Below are 15,309 nucleotides of genomic sequence, written 5' to 3' on the forward strand. Positions count from 1 at the left end.
GGCGGTTATCCCACCATATATGTCGCGGTGGCGCTGGCAATATGCGTTTGTTCTTCGTTGTGCAACTCCACGCGGGCGACGGCCACTTTATTGCCGGCACGCAGCAATGTGCTGGTGGCGGTAAAACGAGTACCGCGGCCCGGACGTAAATAGTCAACGCGCAGATCGATGGTACCCATTTTTGATAGCCGCTGACGTAGCTCATCTTCATTAATGGTGTCATGCCGCGTCAGCGTACTGCCAACACAGACCAGACCGGCTGCGACGTCCAGCGCTGAGGCAATCACGCCTCCGTGCAAAATACTCTGCGCCCAGTTGCCGACCATCATCGGTTGATTGTTAAAACTCAACTGCGCGAAGGCTTTCTCGTAGACTTCCAGCTCCAGATTTAGCGCCCGGTTAAACGGCATATGATAGACAAAGATTTCGCCAACCAGCTTGAGAGCGGCATCAGCGGTGAGTTGTACAGACATAGCGACCTTGCATTCAATGTTAATGAAATGTTGATTTTATGCTCATAACGCGATGATTTCTACTTTTGGAAAGGTTTGATGAGCAAGACTTACACAAACAGGTAGAATACGTGTCATTTTGTTATTCATCGTTTTTATAAATCTCAGAGGAAAGTGTCTGATGCGGTTCTCATGGAGTGGATTACTGGCGCTATTGCTGCCTATCTCAGCGTTTGCGCAGGAAGCAACAATTAAAGAAGTGCATGACGTGCCCGCGGTACGCGGCAGTATTATCGCCAACTTGCTGCAAGAGCATGATAATCCGTTCACGCTCTATCCTTATGAGAGCAACTACCTGCTTTATACCTGGACCAGCGATCTCAACAAAGAAGCGATTCGTACCTATAACTGGGCTGAGAATGCGCGTAAGGATGAGGTGAAATACCAACTGAGCCTGGCGTTCCCGCTATGGCGTGGCATTCTGGGTGATAATTCGGTGCTCGCCGCGTCTTATACCCAGCGCTCCTGGTGGCAGCTTTCCAACAGCGATGAGTCCGCGCCGTTTCGTGAAACCAACTATGAACCGCAGCTGTTCCTCGGGTTCGCGACGGATTATCGCTTTGCTGGCTGGACTCTGCGCGACGTCGAAATGGGCTACAACCATGATTCCAATGGTCGCTCTGACCCGACCTCCCGTAGCTGGAACCGCCTTTATACCCGCCTGATGGCGCAAAATGGCAACTGGCTGGTGGAAGTGAAGCCCTGGTACGTTGTGGGTGAAACCAATGACAACCCGGATATCACCAAGTATATGGGCTATTACCGGCTGAAAATCGGTTACCAGTTAGGGGATGCAGTACTCAGCGCCCAGGGGCAATATAACTGGAATACCGGCTACGGCGGTGCAGAGCTTGGCGTGAGCTATCCGATGACCAAACACGTGCGTTTTTACACCCAGATCTACAGTGGTTACGGTGAGTCGCTTATCGACTATAACTTTAACCAGACCCGCGTGGGCGTCGGTGTAATGCTTAACGATCTGTTTTAACAGCGTATCCTTCGTTTTGTTGCGAGGGTGGCCGAAGGAATTCGTCTAAAACGTTGCAGTTTGGCACGCAGGCGCTGAAAATAGCGCCTGTTTTTATTTTATGGTGAATGGGGTCAATGTGGCACAGGCGGAAGTTTTGAATCAGGGATCGCTGGCTAAACAGGTTTTGCAGGAGACCTTTGGCTATCAGCAATTCCGCCCGGGCCAGGAAACCATCATCGATACCGTGCTGGAAGGACGCGACTGTTTAGTGGTGATGCCGACCGGCGGCGGTAAATCGCTGTGTTATCAGATTCCTGCGCTGGTGCTTGATGGCCTGACGGTGGTGGTCTCGCCGCTGATCTCGTTGATGAAAGACCAGGTCGATCAGCTGCTGGCAAACGGCGTGGCGGCGGCCTGTATCAACTCCACCCAAACCCGCGAGCAACAGCAAGAAGTGATGGCTGGATGCCGCACCGGGCAGATTCGTTTGCTGTATATCGCCCCGGAACGTCTGATGCTGGATAACTTCCTTGAGCATCTGGCGCACTGGAACCCGGTGATGCTGGCAGTGGACGAAGCGCACTGTATTTCCCAATGGGGGCACGATTTCCGCCCGGAATATGCCGCCCTGGGGCAACTGCGCCAGCGTTTTCCTGCTCTGCCGTTTATGGCGCTTACCGCGACGGCGGATGACACTACCCGCAACGATATTGTCCGCCTGTTGGGGCTTAACGATCCGCTGATCCAAATCAGCAGTTTCGACCGCCCGAATATTCGCTACATGCTGATGGAGAAGTTTAAGCCTCTCGATCAGCTGATGCGCTATGTGCAGGAGCAGAAAGGTAAATCCGGCATTATCTACTGCAACAGCCGCTCGAAAGTGGAGGACACCGCCGCGCGTCTGCAAAGCCGTGGGATTAGCGCAGGCGCCTACCACGCGGGGCTGGAAAACAGCGTTCGCGCCGATGTGCAGGAGAAATTCCAGCGTGATGACCTGCAAATTGTGGTCGCCACCGTCGCATTTGGGATGGGTATCAACAAACCCAACGTCCGTTTCGTTGTGCACTTTGATATTCCTCGCAATATTGAATCCTACTATCAGGAAACCGGCCGCGCCGGGCGTGATGGTCTGCCGGCGGAAGCGATGCTGTTTTACGACCCGGCCGATATGGCCTGGCTGCGGCGCTGCCTGGAAGAAAAACCGGCGGGTATGCTGCTTGATATTGAGCGTCATAAACTCAATGCGATGGGCGCGTTTGCAGAAGCGCAAACCTGCCGCCGTCTGGTGCTGCTTAACTACTTTGGGGAAGGTCGCCAGGAGCCGTGCGGTAACTGTGATATCTGCCTTGATCCGCCGAAACAGTATGATGGCGTGCAGGATGCCCAGATTGCCCTTTCCACCATCGGCCGCGTGAACCAGCGCTTCGGTATGGGGTATGTGGTGGAGGTGATACGCGGAGCCAATAGTCAGCGTATTCGCGAGTTTGGTCACGACAAGCTTAAAGTCTATGGGATGGGCCGTGAGAAGAGTCACGAGCATTGGGTGAGCGTGATCCGCCAGCTCATCCACCTGGGATTCGTCACCCAGAACATCGCCCAGCATTCGGCGTTACAGCTCACCGATGCGTCTCGTCCGGTGCTGCGCGGCGAATTACCGCTACAGCTTGCGGTGCCGCGCATCGTGGCGCTGAAACCGCGCGTGATGCAAAAAGCGGCGGTGGGCAATTACGACCGTCAGCTGTTTGCCAAATTGCGTAAACTGCGTAAAGCGATTGCCGATGAAGAGAATATCCCACCGTATGTCGTCTTCAACGACGCGACGCTAATAGAGATGGCAGAACAAATGCCGGTTTCGCCCAGCGATATGCTGAGCGTGAACGGCGTAGGGACGCGCAAACTGGAGCGCTTTGGCCGCGAGTTTCTGGCGCTCATCCGCGCGCATGTCGATGGTGACGATGAAGAGTAGTCAGTTCACGGAAAAAGTGTCAGGATAGCCACTCACTGTACTATTTTTCCGCGAATTTTTCGTCGTGTTGGTAGGTCTATCATGATTACGCTGTTTCTTACCGTAGCGCTGGTGCACATCATTGCGTTGATGAGCCCGGGGCCAGACTTCTTCTTTGTGTCTCAAACTGCCGTCAGCCGCTCGCGAAAAGAAGCGATGATGGGCGTGCTGGGGATCACCTGCGGCGTGATGGTCTGGGCGGGCGTTGCGCTGCTCGGCCTGCATCTGATTATCGAAAAAATGGCGTGGCTGCATACCATCATTATGGTCGGCGGTGGCCTGTACCTGTGCTGGATGGGTTACCAGATGCTGCGCGGGGCGCTAAAAAAAGAGTCCTCGGCGGTAGCAGAAGAGCCTCAGGTTGAGCTGGCGCAAGGTGGACGCAGCTTTATGAAAGGTCTGCTGACCAACCTGGCTAACCCAAAAGCGATTATCTATTTTGGCTCGGTGTTCTCGCTGTTTGTAGGCGACAGCGTGGGTACCGGCGCGCGCTGGGGAATCTTTATTCTGATTATTCTTGAAACGTTAGCCTGGTTTACCGTGGTCGCCAGCCTGTTTGCGTTACCGGCGATGCGCCGCGGCTATCAGCGCGCTGCGAAGTGGATCGATGGTGTGGCCGGCACCCTGTTTGCGGGCTTCGGCATTCATCTGATTATTTCGCGCTAACGGTTTAGCCCACCTGGTGATGTGTGGTACGGGTGGGCTAAAAATTAATGAGTAAGCTTTTGAAGTTCATCTTGTGAAAAACCGGTAATGTCCATGATGATGTGGCTATCAAGGCCTCGCTCAAGCATGGCTTTCGCCATCTCTTGCGTCGCGGTGCGCTTACCTTCCTGAATCCCTTCTTTGCGCCCAATCATTTTCAACTGCTCTGCCATAGTCATGAATTGTTCTCCATGCTCCGGCACCCGCTGTGCCAGTCCATACAATAGTTTCTGAACATCCCGTGTCTGTCCTGCCTGAATCAGGTAGTTTACCAGTGCGGTTATTTGTTGTCCGCTTAGCTGTCCTAAAACGAACAGGCTGGCGAGCTTATCTTCAAGTTGTGCCATATCGCGCAGGCGGATGTGTTTTTGAACGAGCGTCAGCGCGGGAGAGAAACGTTTTGAAGACTGCATCATGCGGCGTAACCGTTGTTGGCATTGTTTTTCATCCATGAATGAAAAGATTAAATGCCATTCTGTCAGCGGTGTTAACGGGCCACCAGCAAGGATTTTCAGCTTCTTTGTACTATGCGTGTACTCTCGAGCCGATTTGTCTGTTCAGCAACGTGGCAACAAAAATTTGCGAGTGACATTCACGCGTGCCGCGCCGACGCCAGCAGCGCGCCCACCAGCATAAACAGCGAGCCGAAAACCTTATTTAATGCCTTCATCTGCTTCGGCCCCTTAATCCATGTCGAAATACGCTGGGCCAGCGTGGCATAACCAATCATCACGATGATATCCACCACGATGGTCGTCACGCCGAGCACAAGATACTGCATCACCTGCGGCTGATCCGGGGAGATAAACTGTGGAAATAGCGCCGCAAGAAACACGATGCTTTTTGGGTTGGTCAGGTTAACGAAAACCGCCCGCTGGAAAAGCTTGCCGCGAGTTTGCGTTTTTGCCAGCGTTTTCAAATCAAGAGAGCCCGCGGCCCGCCACTGCTGAATGCCGAGCCAGATAAGATAGGCGGCGCCCGCCCATTTCAACACTTCAAACGCCAGCACCGAACGGGAAAAGAGCGTACCGAGGCCTACGCCAACTAATACGATATGAATCGCCAGACCCGTTTGTAGACCCGCAATCGACGCCACCGCGCCACGATAGCCGTGGTTTATTGAGGTCGTCATGGTGTTGATAGCCCCTGAACCTGGCGACAGGCTGAGGATTATCGATGTGAGTAGGTAGGCGAACCACCATTCGAAGGTCATGAGAAACTCCCTGATTGTCTGTTTTTATGCCACAATACGCTATTGCGTGGGCGCTGTGTTGGGCGCCACAAAAAAATGATTTTCAGCGGTTAACAGGGGTGGAAACCCGATGTTTCAACAGCAAAAGGATTGGGAAACAAGAGAAAACGCCTTTGCAGCGTTTACCACCGGCCCGTTGATGGCGTTCTGGCGCGGGCGGGAAGAGGCGGAGTTTATCGGCGTCGATCGGATACCCGTCAGCTTTGTTCGCTTCAGTTGTGAGGCGCACGATCGCGTGATTGTGGTCTGCCCTGGGCGCATCGAAAGCTATGTGAAGTACGCCGAGCTGGCATACGATCTGTTCCACAGTGGTTTTGATGTGCTAATCATCGATCACCGTGGCCAGGGGCGCTCCGGGCGTATGCTGTCGGATTCCCATCGTGGACATGTCGCGAATTTTAGCGACTATGTTGACGATCTTGAGGCCTTCTGGCAGCAAGAAGTGGTGCCTGGCCGCTGGCGTCAGCGGTTTATCCTCGCCCACTCGATGGGCGGCGCCATTGCGACACAATTTTTGCAACGCAAACCCCAGGGCTGTGATGCCATCGCGCTTTGTGCGCCGATGTTCGGTATTATCATGCGTCTGCCGGAATGGGTTGTCAGACCGCTTCTCGATTGGGCTGAGGGCCATCAGCGTGTTCGGGAAGGGTATGCCATGGGAACGGGCCGATGGTACGCGTTACCGTTCGGCGTCAATACGTTGACCCATAGCCGCGAGCGCTATCGGCGTAATGTCCGTTTTTATGCCGATGAACCCCGGCTACGCGTGGGCGGGCCAACGTATCATTGGGTGCGAGAAGGTATTCTGGCAGGAGAACAAATCCTGGCGAATGCCGCGACGGATACCTTCCCCGTGCTGCTGGTGCAGGCGGAAGAAGAACGTGTCGTCGATAACCGCATGCACGACCGTTATTGTGAAATTCGCGCCGCAGCGGGCCATCCTTGCGATGGCGGTAAGCCGCTTGTCATACAAGGTGCCTATCATGAGATCCTTTTTGAAAAGGACGCTATGCGCTCAGTCGCGCTCACTGCCATCGTCGATTTTTTCCATCGACATCGTTAATTCGGCGCCAGCGCCGCACTTTAGAGGTTAAATTCGAATATGTACCAGGTTGTTGCGTCTGATTTAGATGGTACCTTACTCTCCCCCGACCACCACTTAACGCCATACGCTAAAGAGACGCTAAAGTTGCTGACCGAGCGCGGTCTGAACTTTGTCTTTGCGACCGGGCGTCACTACATCGATGTTGGGCAGATCCGCGATAACCTCGGGATCAAATCCTACATGATCACCTCCAACGGCGCGCGCGTACACGATGCTGATGGCAAGCAGGTTTTCGCCCATAACCTCGACCGCGATATTGCGACCGATCTCTTTGGGATGGTGCATACCAACCCGGATATCGTCACCAACGTTTATCGTGAGGATGAGTGGTTTATGAACCGCCATCGCCCGGAGGAGATGCGTTTCTTCAAAGAAGCTATCTTCAACTACACGCTGTACGAGCCGGGTCTGCTGGAGCCGGAAGGCGTGAGTAAGGTGTTCTTTACCTGCAACGACCACGAAACGCTGCTGCCGCTGGAGCAGGCGATCAACGCTCGCTGGGGCGATCGCGTGAATGTGAGCTTCTCTACGCTAACCTGCCTGGAAGTGATGGCCGGTGGCGTATCCAAAGGCCACGCGCTGGAAGCGGTGGCAAAAGCGATGGGCTACACGCTGAAAGACTGCATCGCCTTTGGTGACGGCATGAACGATGCGGAAATGCTGTCGATGGCCGGTAAAGGCTGCATCATGGAAGGTGCCCATCAGCGTTTGAAAGATCTTCACCCGGATCTGGAAGTGATAGGTTCTAACGCTGATGATGCGGTTCCGCACTACCTGCGCAATTTATACCTTGATTAAAAAATGACAACTGGTCACTAAGTGGTCAGTTGTCAACCTTCATCTTCGCTACAATGCGTGCTCATCTTCCTAAGAGACATTCATTGTGGCGCTCCTGATTATTACCACGATTCTGTGGGCTTTCTCTTTCAGCTTCTACGGCGAATACCTTGCCGGGCATGTTGATAGCTACTTCGCGGTGCTGGTTCGCGTCGGACTGGCGGCGCTGGTGTTCCTGCCGTTTCTTCGCACGCGCGGACACAGCCTGAAAACCGTCGGTCTGTATATGCTGGTGGGGGCAATGCAGCTTGGCATCATGTATATGCTGAGCTTCCACGCTTATCTCTACCTGACCGTCTCTGAGCTGCTGCTGTTTACCGTACTCACGCCGCTCTACATCACGTTGATTTATGACCTGATGAGCGGGCGCCGCCTGCGCTGGAGCTATGCCTTTAGCGCGCTGCTGGCGGTGATTGGTGCGGGGATTATTCGTTATGACCATATCACCAACCATTTCTGGACGGGTTTGATCCTGGTGCAGCTCTCTAATATCGTCTTTGCCATCGGCATGGTGGGCTATAAACGCCTGATGGAAACCCGTCCGATGCCGCAGCACAACGCGTTTGCCTGGTTCTACCTTGGCGCGTTTTTAGTGGCGGTGGTGGCCTGGTCACTGCTGGGTAATGCGCAGAAAATGCCGCAGACGCTGCCGCAGTGGGGCATTCTGGTGTTTCTTGGCGTCGTGGCGTCGGGAATTGGCTACTTTATGTGGAACTACGGTGCGACGCAGGTGGATGCGGGCACGCTGGGTATTATGAACAATATGCATGTCCCTGCGGGGCTGCTGGTTAACCTGGCAATCTGGCATCAACAGCCCCACTGGCCGAGCTTCCTTACAGGAGCCGCGGTGATCCTGGCCTCACTGTGGGTGCATCGGCGTTGGGTCGCTCCGCATTCCTGACAAAAGGCAGATGATCGCACGCGTGGTTCCGCGCTGAACGAATAAACGCATCCATGATCGGCTGACGCTGTTCGCCATCGCGCACGGCAGCATACAGCCGACTCCACAGCCCTTCGCCCAGGGTTTTAGTCACAATAAGACCCTGGCGCTCAAAACTCTCCACCACCCAATGCGGCAGCGCGGCAATGCCCATCCGTGCGGACACCATCTGAATCAGCAACAACGTATTATCCACGCTTTTCAATTGCGGGCTGATGCCAGCGGGTTGCAGGAAATGACGCCAGATATCCAGACGCTGCCGTTGTACCGGGTAAATCAGCAGCGTTTCTGGCGCTAAATCTTCCGGCGTAATACGCACTTTTGCGGCTAGCGGATGGTCTGGCGACAGCACCAGGCGCACCTCGTAATCAAACATCGGTGAATAATTTAGACCGCTGCGCGGCAGAATGTCGGAAGTCAGCACAATGTCCAGTTCGCTCTGCTGCAAGGCAGGCTGCGGGTCGAACGTGACGCCAGATTTAAAGTCCATCTCTACCTGCGGCCACTGCTTGTGGAAATTCTCCAGCGCGGGCGTCAGCCACTGAATACAGCTATGGCATTCGATTGCAATGCGCAGTGTCGCCTGCTGTGGCTCGTTGCAGGCCTGCAACGCCTGACCAATTTGCGGCAGCACCTGATTTGCCAGCTGCAGCAGAATTTCGCCCTGCGGGGTAAAACGTAGCGGCTGGCTTTTACGAATAAATAGCCGAAAGCCAAGGCGCTGTTCCAGATCGCTGAACTGGTGAGAAAGGGCGGATTGGGTCTGATGCAACGTCGCCGCGGCGGCTGCCAGTGAACCACTATTCCGCAACGCCTGGAGCGTTTTCAGGTGTTTAATCTCGATCATGAAAGTCCTTCACTTCGGCATGAACAAATTGCGCTTGAGGAATATACAGTAACCGCCAATTATGGATGTGTAAACATCTGGACGGCTAAAATCCTTCGTCTTTTAAATTTATGGTGCGTTTGCTGCGTTTATTCACCCCAGTCACTTACTTAAGTAAGCTCCCGGGGATTCATAAACTTGCCGCCTTCCCTGAATTGAAAATCCAAAGGATTTAAATACTTAAGAGAGGCATATGATGACTATTCAAAACCACACCCTCGGTTTCCCTCGCGTCGGCCTGCGTCGTGAGCTGAAAAAAGCGCAAGAGAGCTATTGGGCGGGTAACGCCTCCCGTGAAGAACTGCTGGCGACAGGGCGTGAGCTACGCGCACGCCACTGGGATCAACAAAAGCAAGCTGGTATCGACCTGCTGCCGGTGGGCGATTTTGCCTGGTACGATCACGTGCTGACGACCAGCCTGCTGCTGGGCAACGTTCCGGCGCGTCATCAGAATAAAGACGGCTCCGTCGATATCGACACGTTATTCCGCATTGGCCGTGGCCGCGCACCTACCGGTGAACCGGCGGCGGCGGCAGAAATGACCAAATGGTTTAATACCAACTATCACTACATGGTGCCTGAATTCACCAAAGGCCAGCAGTTCAAGCTGACCTGGACCCAGCTACTCGATGAGGTCGATGAAGCGCTGGCGCTTGGTCACCACGTCAAACCCGTACTATTGGGCCCGGTGACCTATTTGTGGCTGGGGAAAGTGAAGGGCGAACCGTTTGACCGCTTAAGCCTGCTTAACGACATCCTGCCGGTTTATCAGCAGGTACTGGCAGAGCTTGCAAAACGCGGTATTGAGTGGGTACAGATCGACGAACCGGCGCTGGTTTTAGAACTGCCGCAGGAATGGCTGGACGCCTTTAAACCGGCGTACGATGCGTTGACCGGGCAGGTTAAACTGCTATTGACCACCTACTTTGAAGGCGTGACGCCGAATCTGGAGACCATTACCGCGCTGCCGGTACAGGGGTTGCACGTTGACTTTGTCCACGGCAAAGATGACGTTTGTGAACTGCACCAGCGTCTACCCGCAGACTGGCTGCTTTCTGCCGGATTGGTTAATGGACGTAACGTCTGGCGTGCCGATCTCACGGAAAAATACGCGCAGATTAAGGCGATTGTCGGGAAACGTCCGCTTTGGGTGGCGTCTTCCTGCTCGCTTTTACACAGCCCTATCGATCTCAGCGTTGAAACTCGCCTTGATGCCGAAGTGAAGAGCTGGTTTGCCTTTGCCCTGCAAAAATGCGGCGAGCTGGCGCTACTGCGGGATGCGCTGAATACTGGCGACATCGCTGCGCTGGAGGCCTGGAGTGCGCCGATTCAGGCGCGTCGACAGTCGACTCGTGTGCATAATGCGGCGGTTGAAAAACGTCTGGCAGCCATTACCCCGCAGGACAGCCAACGTGCCAGCGCTTATCCGCTCCGTGCCGAAGCGCAGCGCGCGCGCTTTAATCTGCCAGCGTGGCCCACCACCACCATCGGTTCCTTCCCGCAAACCACAGAAATCCGCAGTCTGCGTCTGGACTTTAAAAAAGGCAATCTCGACGCGAGCAACTACCGTACCGGGATCGCGGAGCACATCAAACAGGCTATCGTGGAACAAGAACGTTTAGATCTCGACGTGCTGGTGCACGGTGAAGCCGAGCGTAACGACATGGTGGAATATTTTGGCGAGCATCTCGACGGTTTCGTCTTTACCCAGAACGGCTGGGTGCAAAGTTACGGCTCTCGTTGCGTGAAACCGCCGATTGTGATTGGAGACGTCAGCCGCCCGGAAGCGATTACCGTAGAGTGGGCGAAATATGCGCAATCATTAACGGATAAACCGGTCAAAGGCATGTTGACCGGCCCGGTCACCATTCTGTGCTGGTCATTCCCACGCGAGGATGTGTCCCGCGAAACCATCGCTAAGCAGATTGCACTGGCGTTGCGTGATGAAGTGGCGGATCTGGAAGCCGCCGGGATCGGTATTATTCAGATTGACGAACCGGCGCTTCGCGAAGGTCTGCCGCTGCGCCGCAGCGAGTGGGAAGCCTATCTGCAATGGGGCGTTGAAGCCTTTCGCATCAACGCGGCCGTGGCGAAGGATGAAACGCAGATCCATACCCACATGTGTTACTGCGAGTTTAACGACATCATGGATTCAATTGCCGCGCTGGATGCGGATGTCATCACCATTGAAACGTCACGTTCCGACATGGAGCTGCTGGAGTCCTTTGAAGAGTTCGACTACCCGAACGAAATCGGGCCGGGCGTGTATGACATTCACTCGCCGAACGTACCAAGCGTGGAGTGGATTGAAGCGCTGTTGAAGAAAGCGCAACGACGTATCCCGGCGGAGCGTTTGTGGGTAAACCCAGACTGCGGCCTGAAAACCCGTGGCTGGCCGGAAACCCGCGCGGCGCTGGCGAACATGGTAAAAGCGGCGCAGAACCTGCGCCAGGCGTAAAAACACGGTAGCCCGGACGAGGCGTTTACGCCGACTCCGGGGAGGAGCGGGAGCCAAATCCCGGCGGCGCTTCGCTTAGCCGGGCTACCCGTGGACGTAGGCCGGATAAGGCAACGCCGCCATCCGGCAATGTGCGCGATTATGCCTGATGGCGCGTAGTTTATCAGGCCTGCATGCCGTCAATGCCTACAGTATGAATAAGCGATTAGCCTTTCTTCCCCGCATACTGCGCAAACCATGCCAGCATACGTTGCCAGCCATCTTTGGCTGACTCTTCATGATAACTTTCGCGATAATCGGCATTAAACGCGTGTCCGGCATCGGGATACACCACAATCTCAGCCTTCGCATTAGCCGCGCGCAGCGCATGACGCATGGTTTCCACTGATTCAAGTGAGATCCCTGTGTCCTGACCGCCGTACAGCCCAAGCACCGGGGCGCTCAGGTCTACCGCCACATCCACCGGGTGTTTTGGATTGTTGAGCGTCTTGTCGCCGGTCAGGCGACCGTACCAGGCCACGGCGGCTTTCAACTGTGGATTGTGCGCGGCATACAGCCAGGCAATACGTCCCCCCCAGCAAAAACCGGTGATGGATAAGCGGTTTGCGTCACCGCCATTGCGCGCCGCCCAACTGGCAACGTGGTCGAGGTCGACCAGCACCTGGGCATCGGGAACTTTTGATACCAGACCGCTGAACAATGACGGGATATCGTCATAGTCATTCGCATCGCCCTGGCGGAAATAGAGCTCTGGTGCGATAGCCAGATACCCCTCCAGAGCCAGGCGGCGGCAGATATCGCGGATGTGCTCGTGGACGCCAAAAATCTCCTGCACTACGATGATTACCGGGAGAGGCGCATCGCTATGTTTAGGGCGGGCGTGATAAGCCGGCAGCGTATCGCCCTGTGAGGGGATGGAGGTTTCTCCCGCCGTAATCGCCTCATCGGACGTATGGATGGCGGTCGAGGCATGGGGTGAAGCAGCAGATGCAAATCCAGGTTGTTTATTGATTGTCATGGCATTCTCCGTACCCTTGTAATGAACTCATAGCAGAATCACAGTGCCTCAATACGGCGTATTTTTGTGCAGCAGGGGATCACAATAACTTGTTAATGTGATGTGAATCACTAATTGCGTGGAATTTAATGTAATATTTTTATCCCTTAGTGATGATAGTCACGAAAAAAAGTGATGGTCTTCTATAAAGTACATTTTTGCTTCTTCTGCAAAACTTAAACCACAGAGGAGTTCTTTATGTCCAAGTCTGATGTTTTTCATCTCGGCCTCACTAAAAACGATTTACAAGGGGCTACGCTTGCGATCGTCCCCGGTGACCCGGAGCGTGTGGAAAAGATCGCCGCGCTGATGGATAAGCCGGTAAAACTGGCATCTCATCGTGAATTTACCTCCTGGCGTGCCGAGCTGGATGGCAAGTCAGTGATCGTGTGCTCCACCGGTATCGGCGGCCCGTCGACCTCTATTGCCGTGGAAGAACTGGCACAGTTAGGTATCCGCACCTTCCTGCGTGTCGGCACCACCGGCGCTATTCAGCCGCATATCAACGTTGGTGATGTGCTGGTGACAACCGCATCCGTCCGTCTTGATGGTGCGAGCCTGCACTTTGCGCCAATGGAATATCCTGCGGTTGCTGATTTCGCCTGTACCACGGCGCTGGTTGAAGCGGCGAAAGCTATCGGTGCGACCACTCACGTGGGCGTGACCGCCTCATCTGACACCTTCTACCCAGGTCAGGAACGCTACGACACCTTCTCCGGCCGCGTAGTCAGAAACTACAAAGGCTCGATGGAAGAGTGGCAGTCAATGGGCGTGATGAACTATGAAATGGAATCTGCCACCCTGCTGACCATGTGCTCAAGCCAGGGTCTGCGCGCGGGGATGGTTGCTGGCGTTATCGTTAACCGTACCCAGCAGGAAATTCCAAACGCAGAAACTATGAAGCAGACTGAAAGCCATGCGGTGAAAATCGTCGTAGAAGCGGCGCGTCGCCTGCTGTAGGTTTCCTCTCCTGCGTAAAAGGCCGACTTGTTCGGCCTTTTTCTTTTTGCGTAGCCGCTCGCAGGAAACTGCTTTAAAACTGGACGTTTATACAGCACAATTCTATTTTGTGCGAATAACCGGTTTAAGTAGGGGGCGTTGTGGATATTGCCGTGGTGATTTATGCGTTAGTGGCGCTGGCGGGCATTGCGATTGGCTGGCTAGCGGCGAGCTATCGTGTGGCGCATCAACGTGCCGAGCAGTTGGCGGAAGAACGCGATGTGTACGGTGAGCTCAGCGCGGCAAAACAAAACATTGCCCAGAATGCCCACTGGCGCGAAGAGTGCGAGCTGCTGAACAATGAGTTGCGTAGCCTGCGAGAAATCAACTCGTCGCTCGAAGTCGATTTGCGCGAAGTCACTACCCTGCTGGAGACCACTCGTCAGCACGGCGATGAAAAACACCGCCTGATGCTCAACAGCGAACAGCGTCTGAGCGAGCAGTTTGAAAATCTTGCCAACCGCATCTTTGAACAGAGCAATCGCCGGGTGGACGAGCAAAATCGTCAAAGTCTGCACGGTCTACTGACGCCGCTGCGTGAACAGCTCGATGGTTTTCGCCGTCAGGTTCAGGACAGCTTCGGTCAGGAAGCGCGCGAGCGACACACGCTGGCGCATGAAATTCGTAATCTGCAACAGCTGAATGCCCAGATGGCGCAGGAAGCGGTGAACCTCACTCGTGCGCTAAAAGGCGATAACAAAACTCAAGGTAACTGGGGAGAAGTGGTACTCACCCGCGTACTGGAGGCTTCCGGGCTCCGCGAAGGCCATGAGTATGAAACCCAGGTCAGCATTAATACCGACGCCAACTCCCGTATGCAGCCGGACGTTATCGTTCGTCTTCCGCATCGTAAAGACGTGGTCGTGGATGCCAAAATGACGCTGGTGGCCTATGAACGCTACTTTAATGCCGAAGATGACTACACCCGTGAAACCGCGCTGCAGGAGCATATTGCGGCGGTGCGTAACCATATTCGGCTGTTAGGGCGAAAAGATTATCACCAGTTGCCGGGGCTACGCTCCCTGGATTACGTGCTGATGTTTATTCCCGTCGAACCGGCGTTTTTACTGGCGCTCGATCGCCAGCCAGAATTGATCAGCGAAGCGCTGAAAAATAATATTATGCTGGTAAGTCCTACCACGCTGCTGGTCGCGCTGCGTACCATTGCCAATTTGTGGCGCTATGAACATCAGAGCCGCAATGCGCAACATATTGCTGAACGCGCCAGCCGCTTATATGACAAAATGCGGCTCTTCGTCGATGACATGTCGTCCATTGGGCAGAGCCTTGATAAAGCGCAGGATAACTATCGTCAGGCGATGAAAAAACTCACATCAGGTCGGGGTAACGTGTTGTCGCAGGCTGAGGCGTTTCGTCATCTTGGCGTTGAGGTCAAACGCGAGATTAATCCGGATCTCGTTGAGCAAGCGACTTCGCAAGATGATGAGTTCCGACTGCGCGACGATGAAGAGTTGAATGATGACAATCCGTTAGCGGCAGAACGCCGTTAATTCAGCGATACAACCGATTTTGTAACGGGGTGGAATCGTAGGGCAATTGAGTCCAATCTGTTACACTCCATG

Annotated in this window: 14 protein-coding genes; 9 read left to right on the forward strand and 5 right to left on the reverse strand. The window is 54.4% G+C overall.

The annotated features are described in order from the left end of the window. Positions 1 to 5: 5 nt before the first annotated feature. Positions 6 to 473, reverse strand: a complete 468-nt coding sequence (gene yigI, locus ACIPDS_RS21120) for an acyl-CoA thioesterase YigI (protein WP_166517177.1) — start codon at positions 471 to 473, stop codon at positions 6 to 8. 160 nt (positions 474 to 633) lie between these two features. Between yigI and pldA the strand changes: the two genes are divergently transcribed. From pldA to rhtC, 3 genes are all read left to right on the forward strand, one after another. Continuing rightward, positions 634 to 1,500 carry a phospholipase A gene (pldA, locus tag ACIPDS_RS21125; protein WP_400740121.1) on the forward strand — a complete coding sequence of 289 codons (867 nt, stop codon included), beginning with the start codon at positions 634 to 636 and terminating at the stop codon, positions 1,498 to 1,500. A gap of 118 nt (positions 1,501 to 1,618) precedes the next feature. Then, on the forward strand, positions 1,619 to 3,448 hold the full coding sequence (recQ, locus tag ACIPDS_RS21130) for an ATP-dependent DNA helicase RecQ (RefSeq protein WP_400740124.1): 1,830 nt from the start codon (positions 1,619 to 1,621) through the stop codon (positions 3,446 to 3,448). 81 nt (positions 3,449 to 3,529) lie between these two features. Then, a complete protein-coding gene (gene rhtC / locus ACIPDS_RS21135) occupies positions 3,530 to 4,153 on the forward strand; it encodes a threonine export protein RhtC (RefSeq protein WP_400740127.1) in 624 nt (207 codons plus the stop codon). A 44-nt stretch (positions 4,154 to 4,197) separates the two neighbouring features. Here the strand turns inward: rhtC and ACIPDS_RS21140 are convergent, their stop codons facing one another. Next, positions 4,198 to 4,608 (reverse strand): Rpn family recombination-promoting nuclease/putative transposase, encoded by a 411-nt coding sequence (locus tag ACIPDS_RS21140; RefSeq protein ID WP_400740130.1) that lies wholly within the window; start codon positions 4,606 to 4,608, stop codon positions 4,198 to 4,200. Positions 4,609 to 4,784: 176 nt separating this feature from the next. Next, complete coding sequence (rhtB, locus tag ACIPDS_RS21145; RefSeq protein ID WP_400740133.1) at positions 4,785 to 5,405, reverse strand: homoserine/homoserine lactone efflux protein; 621 nt, start codon at positions 5,403 to 5,405, stop codon at positions 4,785 to 4,787. A gap of 109 nt (positions 5,406 to 5,514) precedes the next feature. On the opposite strand from rhtB, the gene pldB reads away from it, so the two are divergent. The 3 genes from pldB to ACIPDS_RS21160 all read left to right on the forward strand — a co-directional run bounded on the left by pldB (position 5,515) and on the right by ACIPDS_RS21160 (position 8,287). Next, positions 5,515 to 6,507: a lysophospholipase L2 gene (pldB, locus tag ACIPDS_RS21150; protein WP_400740136.1), complete on the forward strand. Its 993-nt coding sequence runs from the start codon at positions 5,515 to 5,517 to the stop codon at positions 6,505 to 6,507. 39 nt (positions 6,508 to 6,546) lie between these two features. Then, positions 6,547 to 7,347, forward strand: coding sequence for a sugar/pyridoxal phosphate phosphatase YigL (gene yigL / locus ACIPDS_RS21155; protein WP_166517170.1), 801 nt, complete (start codon positions 6,547 to 6,549; stop codon positions 7,345 to 7,347). Between the two features lie 85 nt (positions 7,348 to 7,432). After that, positions 7,433 to 8,287 carry a carboxylate/amino acid/amine transporter gene (locus ACIPDS_RS21160; protein WP_400740139.1) on the forward strand — a complete coding sequence of 285 codons (855 nt, stop codon included), beginning with the start codon at positions 7,433 to 7,435 and terminating at the stop codon, positions 8,285 to 8,287. Here ACIPDS_RS21160 and metR read toward each other — a convergent pair. Then, positions 8,220 to 9,173, reverse strand: a complete 954-nt coding sequence (gene metR / locus ACIPDS_RS21165) for an HTH-type transcriptional regulator MetR (protein ID WP_400740142.1) — start codon at positions 9,171 to 9,173, stop codon at positions 8,220 to 8,222. The genes ACIPDS_RS21160 and metR overlap by 68 nt on opposite strands. Positions 9,174 to 9,408: 235 nt before the next feature. Here metR and metE point away from each other — a divergent pair, with 235 nt between their 5' ends. Then, positions 9,409 to 11,670: a 5-methyltetrahydropteroyltriglutamate--homocysteine S-methyltransferase gene (gene metE, locus ACIPDS_RS21170; protein ID WP_400740175.1), complete on the forward strand. Its 2,262-nt coding sequence runs from the start codon at positions 9,409 to 9,411 to the stop codon at positions 11,668 to 11,670. 205 nt (positions 11,671 to 11,875) lie between these two features. Here the strand turns inward: metE and ACIPDS_RS21175 are convergent, their stop codons facing one another. Further along, positions 11,876 to 12,688: a dienelactone hydrolase family protein gene (locus ACIPDS_RS21175; RefSeq protein ID WP_400740145.1), complete on the reverse strand. Its 813-nt coding sequence runs from the start codon at positions 12,686 to 12,688 to the stop codon at positions 11,876 to 11,878. Positions 12,689 to 12,925: 237 nt separating this feature from the next. On the opposite strand from ACIPDS_RS21175, the gene udp reads away from it, so the two are divergent. Both udp and rmuC read left to right on the forward strand, forming a co-directional pair. Then, a complete protein-coding gene (gene udp / locus ACIPDS_RS21180) occupies positions 12,926 to 13,687 on the forward strand; it encodes a uridine phosphorylase (RefSeq protein ID WP_166517166.1) in 762 nt (253 codons plus the stop codon). A gap of 140 nt (positions 13,688 to 13,827) precedes the next feature. Then, positions 13,828 to 15,237 (forward strand): DNA recombination protein RmuC, encoded by a 1,410-nt coding sequence (gene rmuC, locus ACIPDS_RS21185; protein WP_166517165.1) that lies wholly within the window; start codon positions 13,828 to 13,830, stop codon positions 15,235 to 15,237. The last annotated feature ends 72 nt before the right edge of the window (positions 15,238 to 15,309 follow it).

The organism is Kluyvera sp. NPDC087067 (assembly GCF_044745165.1).
GTDB lineage: Bacteria > Pseudomonadota > Gammaproteobacteria > Enterobacterales > Enterobacteriaceae > Kluyvera.

Coding starts and splice junctions, on each gene's coding strand:
- rhtC (WP_400740127.1), top strand. CDS start 3,530: ATGATTACGCTGTTTCTTACCGTAGCGCTGGTGCACATCATTGCGTTG.
- metR (WP_400740142.1), bottom strand. CDS start 9,173: ATGATCGAGATTAAACACCTGAAAACGCTCCAGGCGTTGCGGAATAGT.
- yigI (WP_166517177.1), bottom strand. CDS start 473: ATGTCTGTACAACTCACCGCTGATGCCGCTCTCAAGCTGGTTGGCGAA.
- udp (WP_166517166.1), top strand. CDS start 12,926: ATGTCCAAGTCTGATGTTTTTCATCTCGGCCTCACTAAAAACGATTTA.
- pldB (WP_400740136.1), top strand. CDS start 5,515: ATGTTTCAACAGCAAAAGGATTGGGAAACAAGAGAAAACGCCTTTGCA.
- metE (WP_400740175.1), top strand. CDS start 9,409: ATGACTATTCAAAACCACACCCTCGGTTTCCCTCGCGTCGGCCTGCGT.
- ACIPDS_RS21140 (WP_400740130.1), bottom strand. CDS start 4,608: ATGATGCAGTCTTCAAAACGTTTCTCTCCCGCGCTGACGCTCGTTCAA.
- ACIPDS_RS21175 (WP_400740145.1), bottom strand. CDS start 12,688: ATGACAATCAATAAACAACCTGGATTTGCATCTGCTGCTTCACCCCAT.
- yigL (WP_166517170.1), top strand. CDS start 6,547: ATGTACCAGGTTGTTGCGTCTGATTTAGATGGTACCTTACTCTCCCCC.
- pldA (WP_400740121.1), top strand. CDS start 634: ATGCGGTTCTCATGGAGTGGATTACTGGCGCTATTGCTGCCTATCTCA.
- rhtB (WP_400740133.1), bottom strand. CDS start 5,405: ATGACCTTCGAATGGTGGTTCGCCTACCTACTCACATCGATAATCCTC.